The 17,569-nt window shown below is 52.0% G+C and carries 18 protein-coding genes; 6 read left to right on the forward strand and 12 right to left on the reverse strand.

Annotation, left to right across the window (positions count from 1 at the left end):
• Positions 1 to 281 (forward strand): hypothetical protein (locus tag AC1WIP_RS01905; protein ID WP_481140218.1); only part of this gene is annotated, 281 nt, incomplete at its 5' end.
• Between the two features lie 49 nt (positions 282 to 330).
• On the opposite strand, the gene AC1WIP_RS01910 is transcribed toward AC1WIP_RS01905, so the two are convergent.
• The 4 genes from AC1WIP_RS01910 to AC1WIP_RS01925 all read right to left on the reverse strand — a co-directional run bounded on the left by AC1WIP_RS01910 (position 331) and on the right by AC1WIP_RS01925 (position 4,633).
• Positions 331 to 2,142, reverse strand: coding sequence for an ABC transporter permease (locus AC1WIP_RS01910; protein WP_481140219.1), 1,812 nt, complete (start codon positions 2,140 to 2,142; stop codon positions 331 to 333).
• A complete protein-coding gene (locus AC1WIP_RS01915) occupies positions 2,139 to 2,822 on the reverse strand; it encodes an ABC transporter ATP-binding protein (RefSeq protein WP_481140220.1) in 684 nt (227 codons plus the stop codon). The genes AC1WIP_RS01910 and AC1WIP_RS01915 overlap by 4 nt, the downstream gene beginning before the upstream one ends.
• 73 nt (positions 2,823 to 2,895) lie before the next feature.
• On the reverse strand, positions 2,896 to 3,933 hold the full coding sequence (locus tag AC1WIP_RS01920) for a sensor histidine kinase (protein WP_481140221.1): 1,038 nt from the start codon (positions 3,931 to 3,933) through the stop codon (positions 2,896 to 2,898).
• Positions 3,934 to 3,946: 13 nt separating this feature from the next.
• Positions 3,947 to 4,633 (reverse strand): response regulator transcription factor, encoded by a 687-nt coding sequence (locus tag AC1WIP_RS01925; RefSeq protein ID WP_481140222.1) that lies wholly within the window; start codon positions 4,631 to 4,633, stop codon positions 3,947 to 3,949.
• 149 nt (positions 4,634 to 4,782) lie between these two features.
• Here AC1WIP_RS01925 and AC1WIP_RS01930 point away from each other — a divergent pair, with 149 nt between their 5' ends.
• Entirely contained in the window at positions 4,783 to 5,520 is a 738-nt protein-coding gene (locus AC1WIP_RS01930) for a DUF554 domain-containing protein (RefSeq protein WP_481140223.1), read from the forward strand.
• A gap of 1 nt (position 5,521) precedes the next feature.
• On the opposite strand, the gene AC1WIP_RS01935 is transcribed toward AC1WIP_RS01930, so the two are convergent.
• From AC1WIP_RS01935 to AC1WIP_RS01965, 7 genes are all read right to left on the reverse strand, one after another.
• Positions 5,522 to 8,080: an ABC transporter permease gene (locus AC1WIP_RS01935; RefSeq protein ID WP_481140224.1), complete on the reverse strand. Its 2,559-nt coding sequence runs from the start codon at positions 8,078 to 8,080 to the stop codon at positions 5,522 to 5,524.
• Positions 8,081 to 8,092: 12 nt separating this feature from the next.
• Positions 8,093 to 8,770 carry an ABC transporter ATP-binding protein gene (locus tag AC1WIP_RS01940; protein WP_481140225.1) on the reverse strand — a complete coding sequence of 226 codons (678 nt, stop codon included), beginning with the start codon at positions 8,768 to 8,770 and terminating at the stop codon, positions 8,093 to 8,095.
• Positions 8,771 to 8,901: 131 nt separating this feature from the next.
• Positions 8,902 to 10,596, reverse strand: a complete 1,695-nt coding sequence (locus tag AC1WIP_RS01945; RefSeq protein ID WP_481140234.1) for an FtsX-like permease family protein — start codon at positions 10,594 to 10,596, stop codon at positions 8,902 to 8,904.
• Complete coding sequence (locus AC1WIP_RS01950; RefSeq protein WP_481140226.1) at positions 10,478 to 11,440, reverse strand: hypothetical protein; 963 nt, start codon at positions 11,438 to 11,440, stop codon at positions 10,478 to 10,480. The genes AC1WIP_RS01945 and AC1WIP_RS01950 overlap by 119 nt, the downstream gene beginning before the upstream one ends.
• Before the next feature lie 12 nt (positions 11,441 to 11,452).
• Positions 11,453 to 12,118: an ABC transporter ATP-binding protein gene (locus AC1WIP_RS01955; protein ID WP_481140227.1), complete on the reverse strand. Its 666-nt coding sequence runs from the start codon at positions 12,116 to 12,118 to the stop codon at positions 11,453 to 11,455.
• A gap of 165 nt (positions 12,119 to 12,283) precedes the next feature.
• Positions 12,284 to 13,306 (reverse strand): sensor histidine kinase, encoded by a 1,023-nt coding sequence (locus tag AC1WIP_RS01960; RefSeq protein WP_481140228.1) that lies wholly within the window; start codon positions 13,304 to 13,306, stop codon positions 12,284 to 12,286.
• Positions 13,303 to 13,992 (reverse strand): response regulator transcription factor, encoded by a 690-nt coding sequence (locus AC1WIP_RS01965; RefSeq protein ID WP_481140229.1) that lies wholly within the window; start codon positions 13,990 to 13,992, stop codon positions 13,303 to 13,305. Before AC1WIP_RS01965 ends, AC1WIP_RS01960 begins: the two co-directional genes overlap by 4 nt.
• A gap of 173 nt (positions 13,993 to 14,165) precedes the next feature.
• Here AC1WIP_RS01965 and AC1WIP_RS01970 point away from each other — a divergent pair, with 173 nt between their 5' ends.
• Together AC1WIP_RS01970 and AC1WIP_RS01975 are read left to right on the forward strand one after the other, a co-directional pair.
• Positions 14,166 to 14,642, forward strand: coding sequence for a very short patch repair endonuclease (locus tag AC1WIP_RS01970; protein ID WP_481140230.1), 477 nt, complete (start codon positions 14,166 to 14,168; stop codon positions 14,640 to 14,642).
• Entirely contained in the window at positions 14,639 to 15,901 is a 1,263-nt protein-coding gene (locus AC1WIP_RS01975; RefSeq protein ID WP_481140231.1) for a glycoside hydrolase family 27 protein, read from the forward strand. Before AC1WIP_RS01970 ends, AC1WIP_RS01975 begins: the two co-directional genes overlap by 4 nt.
• 8 nt (positions 15,902 to 15,909) lie before the next feature.
• Here AC1WIP_RS01975 and AC1WIP_RS01980 read toward each other — a convergent pair whose 3' ends face one another.
• Positions 15,910 to 16,656, reverse strand: coding sequence for an SDR family NAD(P)-dependent oxidoreductase (locus AC1WIP_RS01980; RefSeq protein ID WP_481140232.1), 747 nt, complete (start codon positions 16,654 to 16,656; stop codon positions 15,910 to 15,912).
• A gap of 352 nt (positions 16,657 to 17,008) precedes the next feature.
• Between AC1WIP_RS01980 and AC1WIP_RS01985 the strand changes: the two genes are divergently transcribed.
• Together AC1WIP_RS01985 and AC1WIP_RS01990 are read left to right on the forward strand one after the other, a co-directional pair.
• Positions 17,009 to 17,365, forward strand: coding sequence for an MmcQ/YjbR family DNA-binding protein (locus AC1WIP_RS01985; RefSeq protein ID WP_481140235.1), 357 nt, complete (start codon positions 17,009 to 17,011; stop codon positions 17,363 to 17,365).
• 10 nt (positions 17,366 to 17,375) lie between these two features.
• On the forward strand, positions 17,376 to 17,569 hold a 194-nt coding region (locus tag AC1WIP_RS01990; RefSeq protein WP_481140233.1), incomplete at its 3' end, for a cyclase family protein.

A 17,569-nucleotide genomic window follows, 5' to 3' on the forward strand; every position in this document is an offset into this window, starting at 1 on the left:
GTGTGGCAGGAATAATAGGAATTGTAGCAGGAGCAGTGGCCGTGCTTGCAGTGATCGGATTTATCGCAGTATCGGTACTTCGAGTTGACGCTGCCAAGGCCCAGGAAATCGCTTTGAATCAGACTGGCGGGGGAGAAATCATTTCTCAGGAAATCAGCAGCGAGGGCCTTTGGAATGAATACAGCTATACCATTGTCAACGGCAACAGCTGGTATGATATTGAAATAAACGGCTTCGGTCAGATAACCGAGCTGGAGCAGTCCCTTGCTCCGGCCCGCTGACACAGGGAGAGGATAAGAAGGGGCTGTCTGGCAATAGACAGCCTCTTTCCTACATTTCGTTTATTGTTTCTGTTACGGACATATGCCGTATTCTTTCTGCCGGAGCATAAACGGCTGCCGCTGCGGCAGAAATCACAAACAGCAGGATCACTGCCAGGGAAGCTGCAGGCAGGCTCCAAGCCGCATAGGCAAAACGACTGGCAATGAGAAAATCATAGAGGAGCCTGTTCAGTGCCAGGCCGGCTGCGCAGCCTATTGCACAGCCCAAAAGGGCATAGGTAAACGCTTCGGCGGCAATCATTTTGAGGATCTGTCCTCCATCCATTCCCACCGCCCGCATTGCGCCGTATTGCCTTATCTTGGCGGAAACACTCATGGAAATACTGTTGACAATGTTCAACACCGTCACCAGGGCAATAATTGTTAAAAAGCTATATACACAGTATACAAATGCAAAATAAGTGCCGGCGGTGCTCTGGTCTCTCTTGTCCTGAAATCCATATTCGCTGCCTGCCGCGCTGCGGATAGCCTCCACATCCCCGTCTGTCACGTCATTTGCAGTCTGTATCATAAGAAGTGAATAGTCCGTCACTCCTGTTAAGCGGGCAAAGGTTTCTCTGGAAACAATCAGTGTAAGCCTGCCGTTTGTAAGGCCGTCGCTGCTGAAGGGATCATATTTCAAAAGCCCCGCAATCTCAAGCGTCTCATTTCCTATCCGGATGGTATCGCCCATTTTCCAGGAACTATTCTGATCCCAGGCTGCCAGCGCATAACTGCTGTCTCCATAGACCTTTGAGAGAGTGCTGCCTCTTTGTAGAAGGCCGTCCTTTTTTAGACAGTCCAAATCAAAATCATCGAAGGAAACCAGGTCAATGGAGCCGGAGACAACGGCGGCATCCATTCCCTCTGCGGGAACATCAAAGCAGCTTTGGCGGCCATAGACACGTTTTACGCCCTCCATACCCCGGATTGTGTCAGCCAATTCCCAGGGAATGGAATTGGTGCCGTCGCCGCTGGAAATATCAATGTGGGAGGCTGCGGCGGACTGGGGCATGAGATATCCCACAAAATCCACCAAAACAGAAAAACTGAAAAACAAAATAATGCTCAGGGCAAAGGAGCCGGTCATCAGAATCAGGTTTTTCTTTGCAGAAACAGCGTGGTGGACGCCCAGGGCTGTTTCAATCTTGAAAAAGCCTGTCTTTGCGCCATGACGTATGGCCCTGGCGCTTTGGACATTTCCGGAAACCGCTGTAATGGGAGAAACGCCTGCTGCTTTCCTGGCAGGAGACCTTGCGGCGATCAGCACGGCCAAAACGCCCGTCACAATACCGCTTACAAGCCCCAGGGCGCTTACGCCGAAAAGAGGAATATGGGAGAATTCTTCGCCTACAAGAAAACGAAGAGCGGCGCACAGCCCCCAGGTGGCAGTCATTCCAAGGGCGAGGCCGATGGGAACTGCCGTTTTGCACCAGTTTAGGGCTTCCAATCTCACAAAGCGGATGATCTGCTGTTTACTCATTCCGATACAGCGCATCATTCCGAAAAACTTTGTTTTCTGGGCCACGCTGCTGTTGATGCTGCTGGAAATCATCAATACGCCCGCAATCAGGATCAGTACAAATAATACCCCGGCAGTCAGCAAAAGGGACTGCCCCATTGCGCTGTCAAACAGCTCTCCCAGGGATAAGCTTCCGTGCTTTTGAAGCAGTCTTTCCTGCTCCATTCTGGCGCCCATCTCGGCCATGCTGAACACGGTGGTTACCATGAATACGGAAAGGATAATGCACAAAAGCGTCATCCGGTTCTGTCGCCTGTGTACCTTTGCGGAAATGGGAATCAGGTCAAGGTAGCTTTTCATTCGCGGCACCTCCCGAAATCTGTCAATACACCGTCGGACACTTGAAGGATCCGGTCTGCGGCCTGCGCGATGCTTCTGCTGTGTGTAATCATGATAATGGTCTGCTCATATTTTCTTGAGGCTTCCTTCAGCAAAGCAATCACCTCGCTGGTGTTGTGGGTGTCAAGATTACCGGTGGGCTCGTCGGCAAGAATCAGGGCGGGCCGTGTCATCAAAGCCCGGCCGATTGCCACGCGCTGCTGCTGGCCGCCGGAGAGCTGGCTGGGCAGATGGCTTCGTCTGTCTTGCAAATTCAGTATAGTAAGCAATTCCTCCAAATACTTTTTGTCCGGTTTCTGATAGTCAAGCAGTACCGGGAAGATGATGTTTTGTGCAACGGTCAATTCCGGAATCAGATGAAAGCTCTGAAAGATGAAGCCCATATTTCTGCGCCGGAATATGGTCAGGTTTCGCTCTTTCATGGCAAAAATATCCCTGCCGTCGATCAATACCTTGCCGGAAGTAGGGGTATCCAGCGCGCCGATCATATGAAGCAGCGTGCTTTTTCCGGAGCCGGACTCTCCCACAATGGCTGCAAATTCACCCTTGGGAACGGAAAAGGTAACCTCCTTCAATGCGTGTACGGCGGCTTCGCCGCTCCCATAGGTTTTTGAAACGTTTTTAACCTCTAATAAATTCATTGGGTTTTCCACCTCTTTCTGTCTTGCTGAAAAAAGCGTAACACGTTAATCCTACAGCAGCATGACATGCAGCCTACAATTTTGTAGGAATCAGGAAATTGATTGTAAAGGTGGTGCCCCGGCCCAATACACTGTCCACCTCGATGGTTCCGTTATGGGCTTCCACAATGGCCTTTGCCAGAGAAAGCCCCAGCCCGATCCCTTGTGTGTCTTTGGAAAAGCGGCTGCGGTAAAATCTTTTGAAAATGTGAGGTAAATCCTCCGGGTGGATGCCGCTTCCGCTGTCGCTTACTACAATTTGGACAAGAGATGCGTACTTTTGCCAGGTAATACGGATGGCATCCCCCTTCCCGGTATGGTCGAAGGCGTTTTTCAGGATATTGCCCACCGCTTCTTCAAGCCAGGCTCCATCGCACAACAGGGTAACCTTGTCACTGCCCAAAAAGGACAGAAGCTTTCCCTCCTGCCTTGCCTGATATGCAAAATGCCCTTCCAGCTGGCGCATCATCTCGGATACCTTTTCCTCTGTCTTTTCCAGTACCATGGTTCCGGCGTCCAGCTTTGTGATTTTCAAAAGGCTTTGCACAAGTGTATCTATCCGATCCAGCTCCTTTTCGGAAAGGTCCGCAAACTCCCTGACTGCTGGCGCATCCTCTGCCTCCTCCTGCATAATCCCATTATAGACGTTCAAGGCGGCCAACGGTGTTTTCAGCTGGTGGGAAATATCAGATATGGTATCCTTTAAAAAGCCCTTTGCCCTTTTCTCATTTTCTGCATGGGCGTTTAGGATGGAAGCCAGAGAATTGATCTCGTGGAACAAGCGATAAAGCTCCCCCTCGCAGTCACAGGAAATCCGTGCCTTATAATTTCCCGAAATGTATGCTTTGATTTGTGCTATGGCATGCTCTATGGTTTGGCTCTGATCTCTGAAATACAGGTACATGGCGGCCAGGATCAAAAGCTCCATGATCACACAAAAGACCATTATGCACCATGCTGCATTTTCCGGCTTCCATGCGGCAAAGGCTGCGGAGAGCAGGGTAAAGACTGCCATGGACAGCAGCACCAGGACAAAAAGACGCTTGATTTTTTCGTTTACCAATATTTTCATAACGCATTTTACCTCAATCCAAGGAATTCCATTTGTAGCCCATGCGTCGGACTGTCACGATATGTTTGGGATTTTTGGGATCATCCTCAATTTTCATCCGAAGTCTGCGGATATAGACCGTCAGGGTATTGCCGTCGATATAATTTTCATCGCAGTCCCAGAGCCTGCTCAAAATCTGTTCTGGTGAAAGAACAATGTCCGGGTTTTCCATAAACAGGCAAAGCAATTTATATTCACCTGCCGTTAAATCTACCGGCTTTCCGTTTTTAGAAACCTCTCCCTTTAGAAGCTGCACTTTGATACCATTACCGTTTAATTCCGTATCAGGCTGATTAAAGTGACCGCTTCTGCGAAGGAGAGCATTCACTCTGGATAAAAACACTGCCAGCTTAAAGGGCTTAGTGATATAATCGTCGCCGCCTATGTCAAGTCCCATGATGATGTCTGTTTCCTCGTCAGCCGCAGTGAGAAAGATAATGGGTACCTTGGATGTTCTACGGATTTTTCTGCACAATTCATAGCCGGAGCCGTCGGGAAGGGACACGTCCAGAATCACCAAATCATATTTCCCCTCAGGCCATAGAGCTTCTGCTTCCAGCATTGTCCTGGCAATGACAAGGTCGTACCCTTGCTTTTTGAGGGCAAAAGACAAGCCGTTGATCAAACTCAAATCATCCTCCACAAAGAAAATACGCTTCATTTCTTTGTCACCTCCAGCTCTATTATGGTTTGTTTTGACAAATAGCACAAGGCATAAAAGTAAGAATCTTGCAACTTTCCAAGAAGAGGCGTCTATGGTATACTGAATAACGCATATTAAAATTTGGCAGCAGGAGAGGATTTCAACATATGATAGGGTTAGGGACACTGGTAAATGCCGCCGCAATTATAGGCGGAGGCTTGATGGGACTTATTTTCAGAAAATTTCTGCAGAAAAGATATCAGGAGACCATTACCAAGGCAATCGGGTTTGCGGTGATGGTAATGGCGCTGGGGAGCGTTCTGTCTCAGATGCTGGTGGTAAACATACAGGCAGCGGAGGATAAGCTAAACGGGAGCCTGGATACCCAGGGCACTATGATGATGATTCTATCCCTTGCAGTGGGAGCGCTGCTTGGGGAATGGATGAATCTGGACCATTGGTTTGGAAGCTTCGGCGCATGGCTGCGGGATAAGACGGGCAATCAGCAGGATGGCGATTTTATAGATGCTTTTGTTTCGGCTTCCCTGACCGTATGTGTGGGGGCCATGGCTATCATAGGCGCCATTCAGGACGGCATAAGCGGCAGCCATGATACCTTGTATGCAAAAGCAGTCCTTGACCTGATCATAATCATGATGATGACGGCTTCTCTTGGGAAAGGGTGTATTTTCTCGGCAATACCGGTGACAGCTTTTCAGGGGGCCATTACCCTGCTTGCGAGAGTAGTGGCCCCCATTATGACCCAAAGGGCTGTGGGCAATCTTACTTTAGTGGGCAATGTGTTGATTTTGTGCGTGGGTGTAAACCTGATCTGGCCCAAAACCATACGGGTTGCCAACGTGCTGCCTGCCATTGTGGTAGCAGTGATATTTGCGATGCAGTGATTTATTCCATCCGCAGCCGCTCCACAATGCTGTGCCGTTCCAGATTGCGGAAGCAAAGATAGGGAATCAGCAGGGCAAAGAGCAGCAGAAGAGGTGTGCAGACCATCAAAGGCAGCAGGGTAAAACGAAAGGTGGTAAATCCCCCCTCCACCATGGCCCGGACCACAATTCCCACTGCCAGGGCGCTGATGAGATAGGAGGCGGCCAGGGTGAGCGCTGCGTAGTAGAGCCCTTCCGCAGTAAGCATCCGGCTTAGCTGGCGCTTGGTCATGCCTACGCTTTGAATCACGGCAAACTCACGCTTGCGGGAAAGAATGGCCGTCACCATGGAATTGACGAAGTTAAGCACGCCCACTAATGCGATGATGATGCTGATGGCGTTGCCCATCACAGCGGAGGAGCGGGTCTGTGCCTGATACTGACTGGCCATGGTCTGGCGGGACGCCACAGGCAGGCTGGGGTCGGTGTCAGCCATATAGTCATCCAGGAACGCCTGCACCCTGTGGATGTGGGCGTCATCCACATTGAGGAACAGCTTGCGCAGGGTGTGATCCGGCCACTGCTGGCGGAATGTGTCGGTGGGGATGATAAAGCTCAGGCTGAATTTGTCGCCCCCGCCCTGCTGCACGGTCAGCTGAGTCACCGGGTTTAAGGGGTAGACCACCGCCATCACGGTGTATGTGCGTCCGTTCAGTTCCACCGTGCTTCCCACAGAGGGTGTAGGCAGCACCGGGTACTCTGCGCCCAATTCCACGCTGGGGCCCACGGCCAGCACATAGTTTCCGCTGGCAAATTCGGCGGCGTCAAAGCTGCCTTCCAGCACATACTGGTCTTGGGTGATGGCATCCAGGGGAATCCCATCCAGGCCATACAGGATAGCAGAGCCATCCCCGGCCTCCAGGGCGCTGCGCAGCGCCTGGGCCCCCTGTGGATCGTAGCTTTCCCAGTCTGTCAGCTTATCCTCGGTGTAGAAGGCTGCCACATTTTGCAGCGTACCCGCATCCATCTGCCACTGAATCTGAGCCGAGTACAGGCGGCCGGAAGCCTCCACCCCCTCTTTGCTTTCCAGCTGGGAAACCAAGGCGTCTGTCAGGGTGGTGCCGTGGGGATCATAGTTGTTGATATAGTCTTCGCTGGTGGCGTCAGACAGCTCGAAGTCCGCCAGAATCAAAGCAGCCAGATACTTTTCCATGTCAAAGGCTGCATTTTTTGCGTAGAAGCAGCTTAAAAGCACCAGTCCCAGAGTCAGGGAGCAGATTACGGTAACGGTGCGTTTTTTGTTGCGCCATAGATTGGCCCAGGCCATGGCAGGTAAGGATGCGGTGCCAAGATGCCTTTTTTGTTTTTTCTTGCTGCTGGTGTCTGCGTCGCTCATGCGCAGCGCCTCTATGGGCGAGACCTTGCCCGCAAGTCTTGCGGGACGCAGGCAGGAGATCAGCACCGTTGCCCATGCAAAAAGGGCGGAGCCCACAAAAATAACAGGACTGGCAGATACCACAGCCTTTCCCTCCATGGCGCCCATAAACACAGGAACCAGCACAAACCCTGACAGCCAGCCCAGAATCAGGCCTATGGGGATGCCCAGAATACACAGTCGGTTTGCCTGGCCGTAAACCAGCTTTCTGATCTGCTTAGTAGTAGTGCCAAGGGTTTTTAACCTGCCGTAAAACTGCACGTCGGCGGTGACGCTGATCTGGAAAATATTATAGATGATCAGGTAGCCTGCCACAAATACCAGCACCATGCCCAGATACATGGGCAGACTCTCCTGAGCAGCCATGGCTCCCATTTCCGGGGAGTAGGCCAGGTTGACGCTGTATTCCAGATGGGAAAGACCGGCGTCTGCCAGGATGCGGTCCATGCTTCCTTCAATGTCCTGATCCGTCAAAAGGCTTACCTGTATCATGTACAGACCAAGAATCTGATTCTCGTCAGAGGACAGGACGCCTCCTGTCATTTCATCGGCATAGGCCCGGCTGACCCAGGCCATGGAAGCATAGCTGGATCGGTTGCCCTCCCAGAAGCCGCAGAGGGTGAAGCTTGTGGTGGTTACTTCATCTCTGCTTAAGTCCTTTCTCCAGGAAAGGGTGACGGTCTGCCCCAGCTCATGAGGGATGCCCAGCCTGTCAAGGACAAGAGTGTCCAGGGCGATTTCGTCTGCCGTCTCCGGAAGCCGTCCGGTGGAAGGGTAGGCGAAGGAATGTCTGGCATAGCTTTCGTCCGCCCAGCGGATTTCCACTGACTGTCCGGTCAGGGCGTCATTTTCTGCCAGGCCCAGCACAATGCTCTGGCCGATTTCGGCCACCTGGGGGCAGGAGGCGATGGTGTCCGCCTGCGCTTCTGTCAGCCCCCGGATGGAAGCCTGGGCGTCGTATCCGGTCTGGCGGAAGGTCATCTCCACCAGATTGCGGCTTAAGCTCTGGGTGAGGGTGAACAGGGTGGAGAACATCATAGTGGTCAGCATAATTGCCAGAACGGCTACCACATTCCGGCCCCGGTTTGTCCGAAACATTCGTGTGGTGAGTACCGGGATGGGGCGAAATATTTTTTCCTTTTTCATGACGATACCTCCTTACTGCATCACAATCTGTCCGTCTTCAATGCGGATCACCCGGTCGGCCATAGCGGCTATTTCGGGATTGTGGGTGATCATTACGATGGTCTGGTCAAATTCCTGGCTGGTCATTTTTAACAGGCCGATTACATCGTCGCTGGTTTTGGAATCCAGATTTCCCGTAGGTTCGTCGGCCAGGATAATGGACGGCTTGGAGGCAAGGGCACGGGCAATGGCTACCCGCTGCTGCTGGCCGCCGGAGAGGCTGCCGGGCAGGCTCTCCAGCTTCTTTTCCAGCCCTAAAAGACTTACGATCTGGAGAATAAACTTTTTGTCCGGCTTTCGTCCGTCCAAAGAGATGGGGAAAATGATGTTCTCCCAAACGTTTAACACCGGCACAAGATTGTAATTCTGGAACACAAAGCCGATCTGCTTGCGGCGAAAGATGGTAGCCTGTTCACTGTTAAGGCTTGCCAGCTGTGTATTCCCTACTTTTATGCTCCCGGCGCTTGGCGTATCCAGGCCGCCCAGCATATTTAACAGAGTGGATTTGCCGGAGCCGGAGGTGCCGATGATGGCCGTAAATTTGCCGCGCTCAATGTCCAGATCTACGCCGTCCAGAGCGCGGACCTGGGTTTCTCCACTGCCATAATATTTTTTCAGCCCGCGGGCCTGCAGAATGATTTCTCTTGTCATGATCCTATCCTCCTGTTTTTGCATCAATGATATTGCAAGATGTTTCTTTAAAAACAGGATAGCATGGCAATGTTACAGTAAAGGCACTGCAAAGGTACATTTTTGTAACATTGGGCAAAGAGGGGGCTTTCCTACTCCCTTGTGCCAAGCCGCATCTGAATGGTTCCTTTGGTGACAAAATGCAGGCATGTCAAAGGCGTGGCTGCTGCCAGCAATAGAATCACGGGCAGGGCAATCCACAGAGGCGTCAGGGTAAAGGTGTATACCGCAGCCCAGGAAAGCTGGGCGATGACCCCTGGCATGACCACTTTGGCAAACAACGCCGTCACCGGCAGCAGTACCAGGGCCATCAGGGCGGCGTAGAACACCCCTTCCAGCAGCAACAGCTGCCTGAGCTGCGAAATTGTCATGCCCAGGCTTTGATAGACCGCAAACTCTTTTCTGCGGCTTGCCGCTTTGGCAATCAGCAGGTTCAGGAAATTTAACAAAGCAATTCCCATCAGCACCAGGCCCACAATGAGGGGAACCAAAACGGTGTTCAGGCGGGCATTGCGGAAATTCTCCTGGTATTCGCTGCGCAGGGTGATGCTTATGCCCCGGTTCAGACCCTGTTCAAAGGCAGTCAGATAGGATTCAAAGGAAGCCTGCCTGCTGTGGTCGATATTTACGGCCAGCTGGCGGTAACCCTGCTCCGGGTAAAGGGTACAAAAGGTATCCAGGGGCAGGAGATAGAAAAGGGCAAAGGCTGCCTCTGTACTGTTGGAGCCGCAAAGATAAGAGGTATCGTGCATGATGGACCCCATCACTTGGAAGGTGCGGTCCTCCAGCTTTAGCGTTTCTCCGGCGGCCAGACAGGAGACGCCCTCGTAGTAGGCGCCGCCTGCAATCACATAGTCTCCGCTCAAAAAGGCCTCCTTGTCAAAACAGCCGCTGGTAAAGGGGCAGTTTTCCAGCACATAATCCAGATAATCCCCCTCTATGCCGATCACAACGGCAGTGTAGGCTCCGCTTTCCGTAATACGGTCCAGCCCGGCGATCCAGTTGGGGAAGGCTGCCTGCGTGTCACGAAGGGTCATGGTTTCATCGTAGGGCTGATCGTAGTAAGCTGCTATGCGCTGTTGCAGCTCTTTTGAGGCAGTCAGGGGAATTTCCCTGGTTTTCAGGGCGCTGACAGAGGTGACCTCAGGCCTTTGGCGGATATCCTCCACCATTTCCTCTGTAATGGCCTGGCTGTTTTGGTTGTACTGCTGTATGGACATGGCAGCCGACCCGTCGGCAATGGAATAATCCCAGGGTGACATGGCGGCCAGATATAAATCCTCCTGCAGGCTGACATACTGCATCCACACAGAGGTGAGAAGCAAAATGGATAAAAGCATAATAACCACCGAAAAGACAGTGGAGCCTTTGCTGCAGCCCAGGGTGCGGAGGGCAAGCCGGGGCAGAGTGACCAGCCCGTGGCCTTTAGGGTGTCTGCGCCTTTTCAAGGGCGCGCTGTCACGCAGGGTCTGGGCCGGGGTCATGGAGGCTAACCGGAGCGTGGGCAGAAGATAGGAAAGCAACACAGTGCCTAAGGTACAAAGCAAAGCGCCTGCAAAGGGGGGCCAGTTCAGAAAATAAAGGCTAGGGTTTTGCTCCATGCCTGTGATAATCCTGCCAGTGACAGCCAGATTCAGAAGAAAGCCAAGGAAAAATCCAGGAAGCAGGCTAAGAAAAGTGACGGCAAGGCCCTTTTCCAGAAGATAGCGCCTGATCTGGCGGGGCGTCATGCCCTGAGCCTTCAGCCCGGCAAAAAAGGTCCGGTCCTGCTTTGCAGCTACGTGGATGATTGCCATAAATCATGAAAAAACCGCATACCAGCACCAGCGCCGCAGGTGTGTAAAAACGCTTGGACTGGTAAAAGGCCTGTTCTTTCCGGGCCTCATTGTAGGCCAGGTTGGTGGTATAGGAAATTTCAGGCAGCCCCTGATCTGCCAGCATCTGGGCAGCCTGCTGCTCCAAGTTACGGGGCTGATGCAGTGTGACGCCCAGAGTGATATTTGGGGAGCTTTCGTCGTTATAGCCGGGAACCAGCTTGGCAGCTGTCTCTGGGCTGATCCAGGCGCAGGCCTCGGAAAAGTTGGTCGGGCTGCTCCACCAGCCGCACAGGGTAAATTCGTCTGTGTGGACACTGCCCTGGGGGTCCGTCCACTGCAGCGTGACAGGTGCGCCGATTTCATATAAAACCCCCAGCGAACCCATGGTGAATTCATCCAATGCGATCTCCCCCGGCTTTTCCGGCAGACGGCCGGTGGTGGGCAGCGACAGCACCGTCTGGGCATAGTCTCTGTCGGTCACCGCAAGCTTTACGGATCTCTGGCCTATCATAGGGTCCGACAGGCTGCCTATGGTGTTTAGCTGCACGGCGCTTTTTACGTTCCCATGCTGGGACAGAAGATCGGCCTGATGCTGTGTGAGCCCGGTGTAGAGAATATGGCTGGTGGAGCCGTAGGTGTATTGGTAGTTTAGCAGAAAGCCATTTTCAACTGCATTGCCCAGCAAAAAGACAAAGGTATACAGGCCTGTAACCAACGCTGCGGCCAGAATCAAAATGAGGTTTTTTATCCGGTGAAACCGAAAATCCCGTTTTACCAGTGTGCGGCAGATTTTCAGATTGTTATTTGCAAGCATATCAGACCCTCCCTATCCGCAGATGCGGCCGTCCTCGATGCGGACGACCCGGTGGGCCATCTGGGCCAGCTCCAGGTTGTGGGTGATCATCACCAGCGTCTGGTGGTAGGTTTCCACCGACAGCCGCAAAAGACCCAGCACGTTCTGGCCGGTCTTAGAGTCCAGATTTCCGGTGGGCTCATCAGCAAGCAAAATGGCTGGTTTTCCGATCAGCGCCCGGGCAATGGCAGCCCGCTGCTGCCCGCCGCCGGAAAGCTCTCCAGGGTAGGCGTCCAGCCGTTCTTCTAAATGGAGCATATGGACGATCTCGGTAAAAAATGCCGGGTCGGGGGTGCTGCCTGCCAGACTTAAGGGAAACAGAATATTCTCCTTTATGGTCAGGGTGGGAACCAGATTGAAATTTTGGTATACAAAGCCCACCTTGCTGCGGCGGAACACTGCCAGCTCCTTTTCCTTTAAGCCGCGCAGGTTCACACCGTCTACGATGATCTCGCCCTGATCGGGAGTGTCCATGCCGCCGATCATATTTAACAGTGTTGTCTTTCCAGAGCCGGAGGCCCCGATGATAGCAGTAAATTTGCCCTTTTCAAGGCATAAGTCGATGCCGTCTAAGGCCTTGACCTGGGTCTGCCCCTTCCCGAAGTATTTTTTCAGATTATGTACGGTTACAATGTCCATTGGATGATTCCTCGCTTACAAGATAATAGGTAATTGTGAAACTCGCTGACGAAATCACGAACCTGGTCGTAATAACCAAAAACGGGTTCCGAAGCAGTGGCTAGTCACCCTTATTTTGGTTATTACGCCTGGTTTCTGATCCCAAGGAGCGAGTTTCACAATTCCTTAGCTTAAAAGATAAACGGAAAAGGTGGTTCCTTGACCAACCTTTGATTTTACACTGATATATCCCTTCTGCCTTGTGATAATCCCGTTTGCCAGATACAGCCCCAGTCCTACGCCTTCCTGTGCGGCGGCCTGGGGCGCCCGGTAAAAACGCTGGAAAATATGGTTATACTGCTCCTTGGGGATACCTATGCCGGTGTCGGTGATGTCCACCCGGGTGTAGAACTGCCAGGGAAGCACGGACACTGAGACCCTGCCGCCGCAGGCAGTGTACTTTATGGCATTGTCCAGAATGTTGCCTAAAGCCTCCGCCGTCCACTTGGGATCGTGACAAACGGTAATGGCGCTGTCGCAGTCTGCAGTGAGCAGAATGTCCTTTTCTTCCGCCTTGGCCCACACTGTGCTCATGGCCTGGGCGATGGTATCGGACAGAGGCGCTTCCTTCATGTGAAGGGTGAAGGTGCCCGTCTCCAGCCGGGACATTTTGATCAGAGACTGCATGAGAAAATCCAGCTTGTCGATCTGCTCCTCCATGGTGCCCAGAAACTGGGCCTGTTTCTCCGGGGGCAGCTGGTGCTTTTGCAAAATACCGGTAAACATTTTGATATTGGCGATGGGAGTCTTGACCTGGTGGGAGATATCGCTGACCAGTCCCTGGATGGTCTCCTTGTCCCGCAGGCTCTGGCGCTTGCCCTCGCTCATAATGTCGAAATACTGCATCAGCTTGCCCTGTACCTTGGCGGTGAGACTGTCCTCATAAGGCTGATAGCCCTCCGGCTGGCGGCCTGACATCAGGGCGTCCAGGGTTTCACACAGATCATCTGCAAACAGGCTTACCTGACGGCGTTGATACCATGCCCAGAGGCCCACTACAGCATAAATGGCGCCGCACAAAGCTAAGATGGCCCAGCGCACCGCCGCCAGGGGGACGGTCTCCCACAAAAGCCATAACAAGGCGGCAAACAGCGCCGCCGACAAAAGAACCATGCCAAAGCCCATAATGGTCATGCTGCGATGCTTCATTTGGAACCTCCTGTCCAGAGATACCCCATTCCCCGCACCGTTTTGATGTAGGTATGGGCATCATCTTCAATTTTGGTGCGCAGACGGTTCATGGTGACGGTGAGCGTGTGGTCGTCGATAAAGTTTCCTGCATTGTCCCACAGGCGGTCCAGTAAAACCTGCCGGGTCAGGATGCGGCCGGCATGATCGGTCAAAAGCTTCAGCAGCTTGTATTCATTCGGGGTGATGACCAGGGTTTCACTGCCTCGTTTGGCGGTGAGAGCAGAAAAGTCCAGGGATAAATAGCCATCGCTCCAGCAGTCTGCCCCGGGCTTTTTGGGCTGTCCTGCGCGGCGCATAGCCACCTGAATCCGTTTGAGCAAAATCTGCATATGGAAGGGCTTTGTCACATAGTCCTCCGCCCCCATATCGAAACCATTCAACACATCCTCATCCAGATCGTTGGCAGTCAGAAAAATAACCGGCAGCTCGGGCCTTTGGGTCTTGATTTCCCTACAGAGCGCAAAACCATTGCCATCAGGAAGATTTACATCCAAAAGCACCAGCCCGGGCTGGTGTTTTGCAAGGAAATAGCGTGCCTTGGCACAGTTATATGCAGGCAGGGAAGCATAGCCCGCCGCATCTAATTCAAAACAAAGACCTGTGCTCAGCGCCAGATCATCCTCCACAACAAGAATTTGTTCCATACTAATCTCCATCCCATATTTGAAAGTGTGCCGAGCTAAGTATATCAAATATCGGGAGAGCAGGGAAGATATCTTTGTGAGATTCCCAAAGTAAAGGTTGTGAGCGGATAAAAGAACGGATATAATAAAATGGAAACGTACAGAAGACCTGTTCCCGGAAGGAAGGTGGTAGATTGGATAATCTTACACGTGCGCAGCGGCACAAAAATATGCAGAATATTAAATCAAAGGATACTGCTATTGAGGTGCTTTTGCGGAAAGCCTTATGGAAAAAGGGAATCCGTTATAGAAAAAATTTTCAGGCTCTGCCGGGAAAGCCTGACATTGCAATCACAAAATATAAAATCGCCATTTTCTGTGACGGGGAATTTTTTCACGGAAGGAATTGGGAGGTTTTAAAGCCAAGGCTGGAAAAAAGCAATAACAGCCAGTACTGGATCAGCAAAATATCAAAAAACAGAGAACGGGATGACCAGGTAAATAAACAATTATTGTTCAGAGGCTGGACGGTAATCAGATTTTGGGGAAACGATATAAAGAAGCACACAGAGGAGTGCATTCAGGTTGTGGAGGAGGCTATTTTTGATCAGAAGCTTTTAGAGATCGAAGCATCCGAGAAAAAGCGAAAGGAAATGGGACAAAAGGCATGAAAGCATATTTGACCAAACCGCCTATGGGCTGGAACAGCTGGGACTGCTATGGGGCAAGCGTAACGGAGGAAGAGGTGCGGCGCAATGCAGAATATATGGCGGCAAATCTAAAGCAGTTCGGGTGGGAGTATGTGGTTGTGGACATTCAGTGGTATGAGCCAAATGCCGCAGGAGCGGACTACAACAAGAATGCAGAGCTTATCATGGATGAATATGCAAGGCTGCTTCCCGCCCCCAACCGTTTTTGGTCGGCCGAAGGCGGCAGAGGCTTTCAGCCTCTTGCAGACTTTGTGCACAGTCTCGGGCTGAAATTCGGAATACATATTTTAAGAGGCATTCCCAGACAGGCAGTGCGGCAAAACAGCCGAATCCTGGGTACCACGCACACTGCGGCGGAAATTGCCGATCTGGGCAGTGTGTGCCTGTGGAATGACGATATGTGCGGTGTGGACATGACTAGAGACGGAGCCCAGGCCTATTATGATTCTATCGTTTCCCTGTACGCCAGCTGGGGAGTTGATTTCATAAAGGCGGACGATATGGCAAGGCCATACCATAAGGCGGAAATAGAAGCCTTGCAAAGGGCCATACAAAACAGCGGCAGGCAGATGCTTCTCTCACTGTCTCCGGGAGAAGCCCCCTTGAAGGAGGCCCTTCATCTGCACGAGAATGCGCATATGTGGCGGATGACCGACGATTTTTGGGACAGCTGGGAACAGCTTAGGAAAATGTTTGATTATTGCAGGGACTGGTTTGCGTATGTGGGACGGGGAGGCTTTCCGGACTGTGATATGCTGCCCTTGGGAAGAATCGGAATCCGTTCCCATGGGGGCGATCGGAGAACCCGCTTTACCAAAGAGGAGCAGAAGGTACTGTTTACGCTGTGGTGTATGTTCCGGTCACCGCTTATGTTTGGCGGCGACATGACAGATAACGATGCGTTTACCCTATCCCTGATGCAAAACGAGACGCTGATCAAAATTAATCAGCAGGGCCATGCGGGCAGAGAGGTTTACAGAAGGGGAAATGAAATCGTGTGGGTGGCAAATGGGTGTGACGGTGAAACCTATGTGGCCCAGTTTAATGTGGGAGAAGAGCCTCTTACTGCCGCAACGGACCTGGCCTTTGTGGGGATTGGTTCCGGTGCGGCAATCAGAGAGGTCTGGGAAGACCGGGCGGCAGAGCCTGACGAAGAGAATGTGCTTCGCTCGGCTCTTATGCCCCATAGTGTAAAGCTGTTTGAGATAAAGCCCTTTTGAAAGGGAGGCTATACCCTGGCCATTCCGTCCACGCTGAGCACAACGCCGGTAATGTAGGAGGCCTCATCGGAGGCCAAAAAGACAAAGGCATTTGCGATATCCTCGGGCTGTCCAAGGCGGCCCAGAGGAATCTGCTTTATCATAGGCTCAATCACTTCTTTTGGAACCGCTTTCATCATGTCGGTTTCGGTAATGCCGGGAGCCACCGCATTAACCCGGATTCCTTTGGGGCCAAGCTCTCTAGCCAGGGAGAGGGTGAAACCGTTGACGGCAAATTTGGAAGAGGGATAGGCTATGCCGCCTGGCTGGCCGGAAATACTGACCATGGAGGACGTGGAAAGAATTACGCCGCTTTTGCGGGAAACCATGTAGGGCACGGCTGCTAAAGAGGCGTTGAATACGCCCTTTAGATTCAGGTCCATTACCTTGTCGAAAATCTCCTCAGTGTAATCTGTAAAAGGGGTGCTGTCGGAAATACCGGCGTTGTTTACCAGAATATCAATACAGCCGTATCTGGCGTTTATCGCTCCAAAGACTTCCCGCACAGCTTCCAGGCTTGCCAGATTCGGACTGATTCCGTCCACAACAGCGTCGGGATACTTTTCCCGCAGTCGTTCTACCGCCCGGTCTGCAGACGCCTGGGTGCTGGCGGCAAGAATAACCACAGCCCCCTCCTGTAGAAACCTCTCTGCGGTGGCAAAGCCGATTCCACGGCTTCCTCCGGTGATGATGGCAACCTTACTTTTCAATCTCATGTAGATGTCCTCCTTATTTTTATAAAGATATTGAGGCCAAAAGGGCTTGGCCATAAATGGTTGGAATTGTTAGGGAAGCGTCTGCCCTGCGGCAGGCTTTCATTCTTCTTAGCTTCAAAGTTATATTTATAGTATATCAGATTCTGCCCCGGATGTCATTTGGAGTATTCTGTAGGAATTTGTGAATTTTTCTGGAAATTTGTTTAGGCCTATGCTATACTTGGTGCATACAAAAGATAAAGGATCGCCGCATGCGGCTGATCAGACGAAGGGGCGCCTTTCTCCGCAGATGGGGAAGGGCGTTTCTTTTCAGGAAGCTGCCGGAATCAGCCTGCAGATGGAGGGAGTCTGTATGACCACAAGACAACAGGTATTGGCCTATGGCCTCACTTTTCCTGAGACCTATGTGGATAAGCCTTTTCACGATGATAACTGGGTGCTGGTGCGCTGTCGGAAAAATAAAAAAGCCTTTCTGTGGACTTATGTGTATGGAGGACAGCTGCGGGTTAATGTGAAGGTGGACCCCCAGTGGAGGGATTTCTGGAGACAGATATACCCATCGGTGATCCCGGGATATCATCAAAACAAGGAGCACTGGAACACTTTGATCTTGGACGGCACCATACCCGAGAAGGACATAAAGCGGATGATTGGGGAGAGCTATGATCTGGTATCGGGAAAGCATCGGAAAACCGGGAAAAGGAAATAGGAGGGCAGGGATGCAGATATACGATATTTCACAGGAGGTATTTGGAAGCCGGGTTTATCCAGGAGATCCGTCGCCTGCAAGGGAAAGCCTTTTATCCATGGAAAAGGGAGACGCCTGTAATCTTACGGCATTTTCCATGTGCGCCCACAACGGCACCCATGTGGACGCCCCCTACCATTTCTGCCCGGAGGGACCGACCATTGA

This window comes from Acetatifactor sp. (assembly GCF_982438285.1).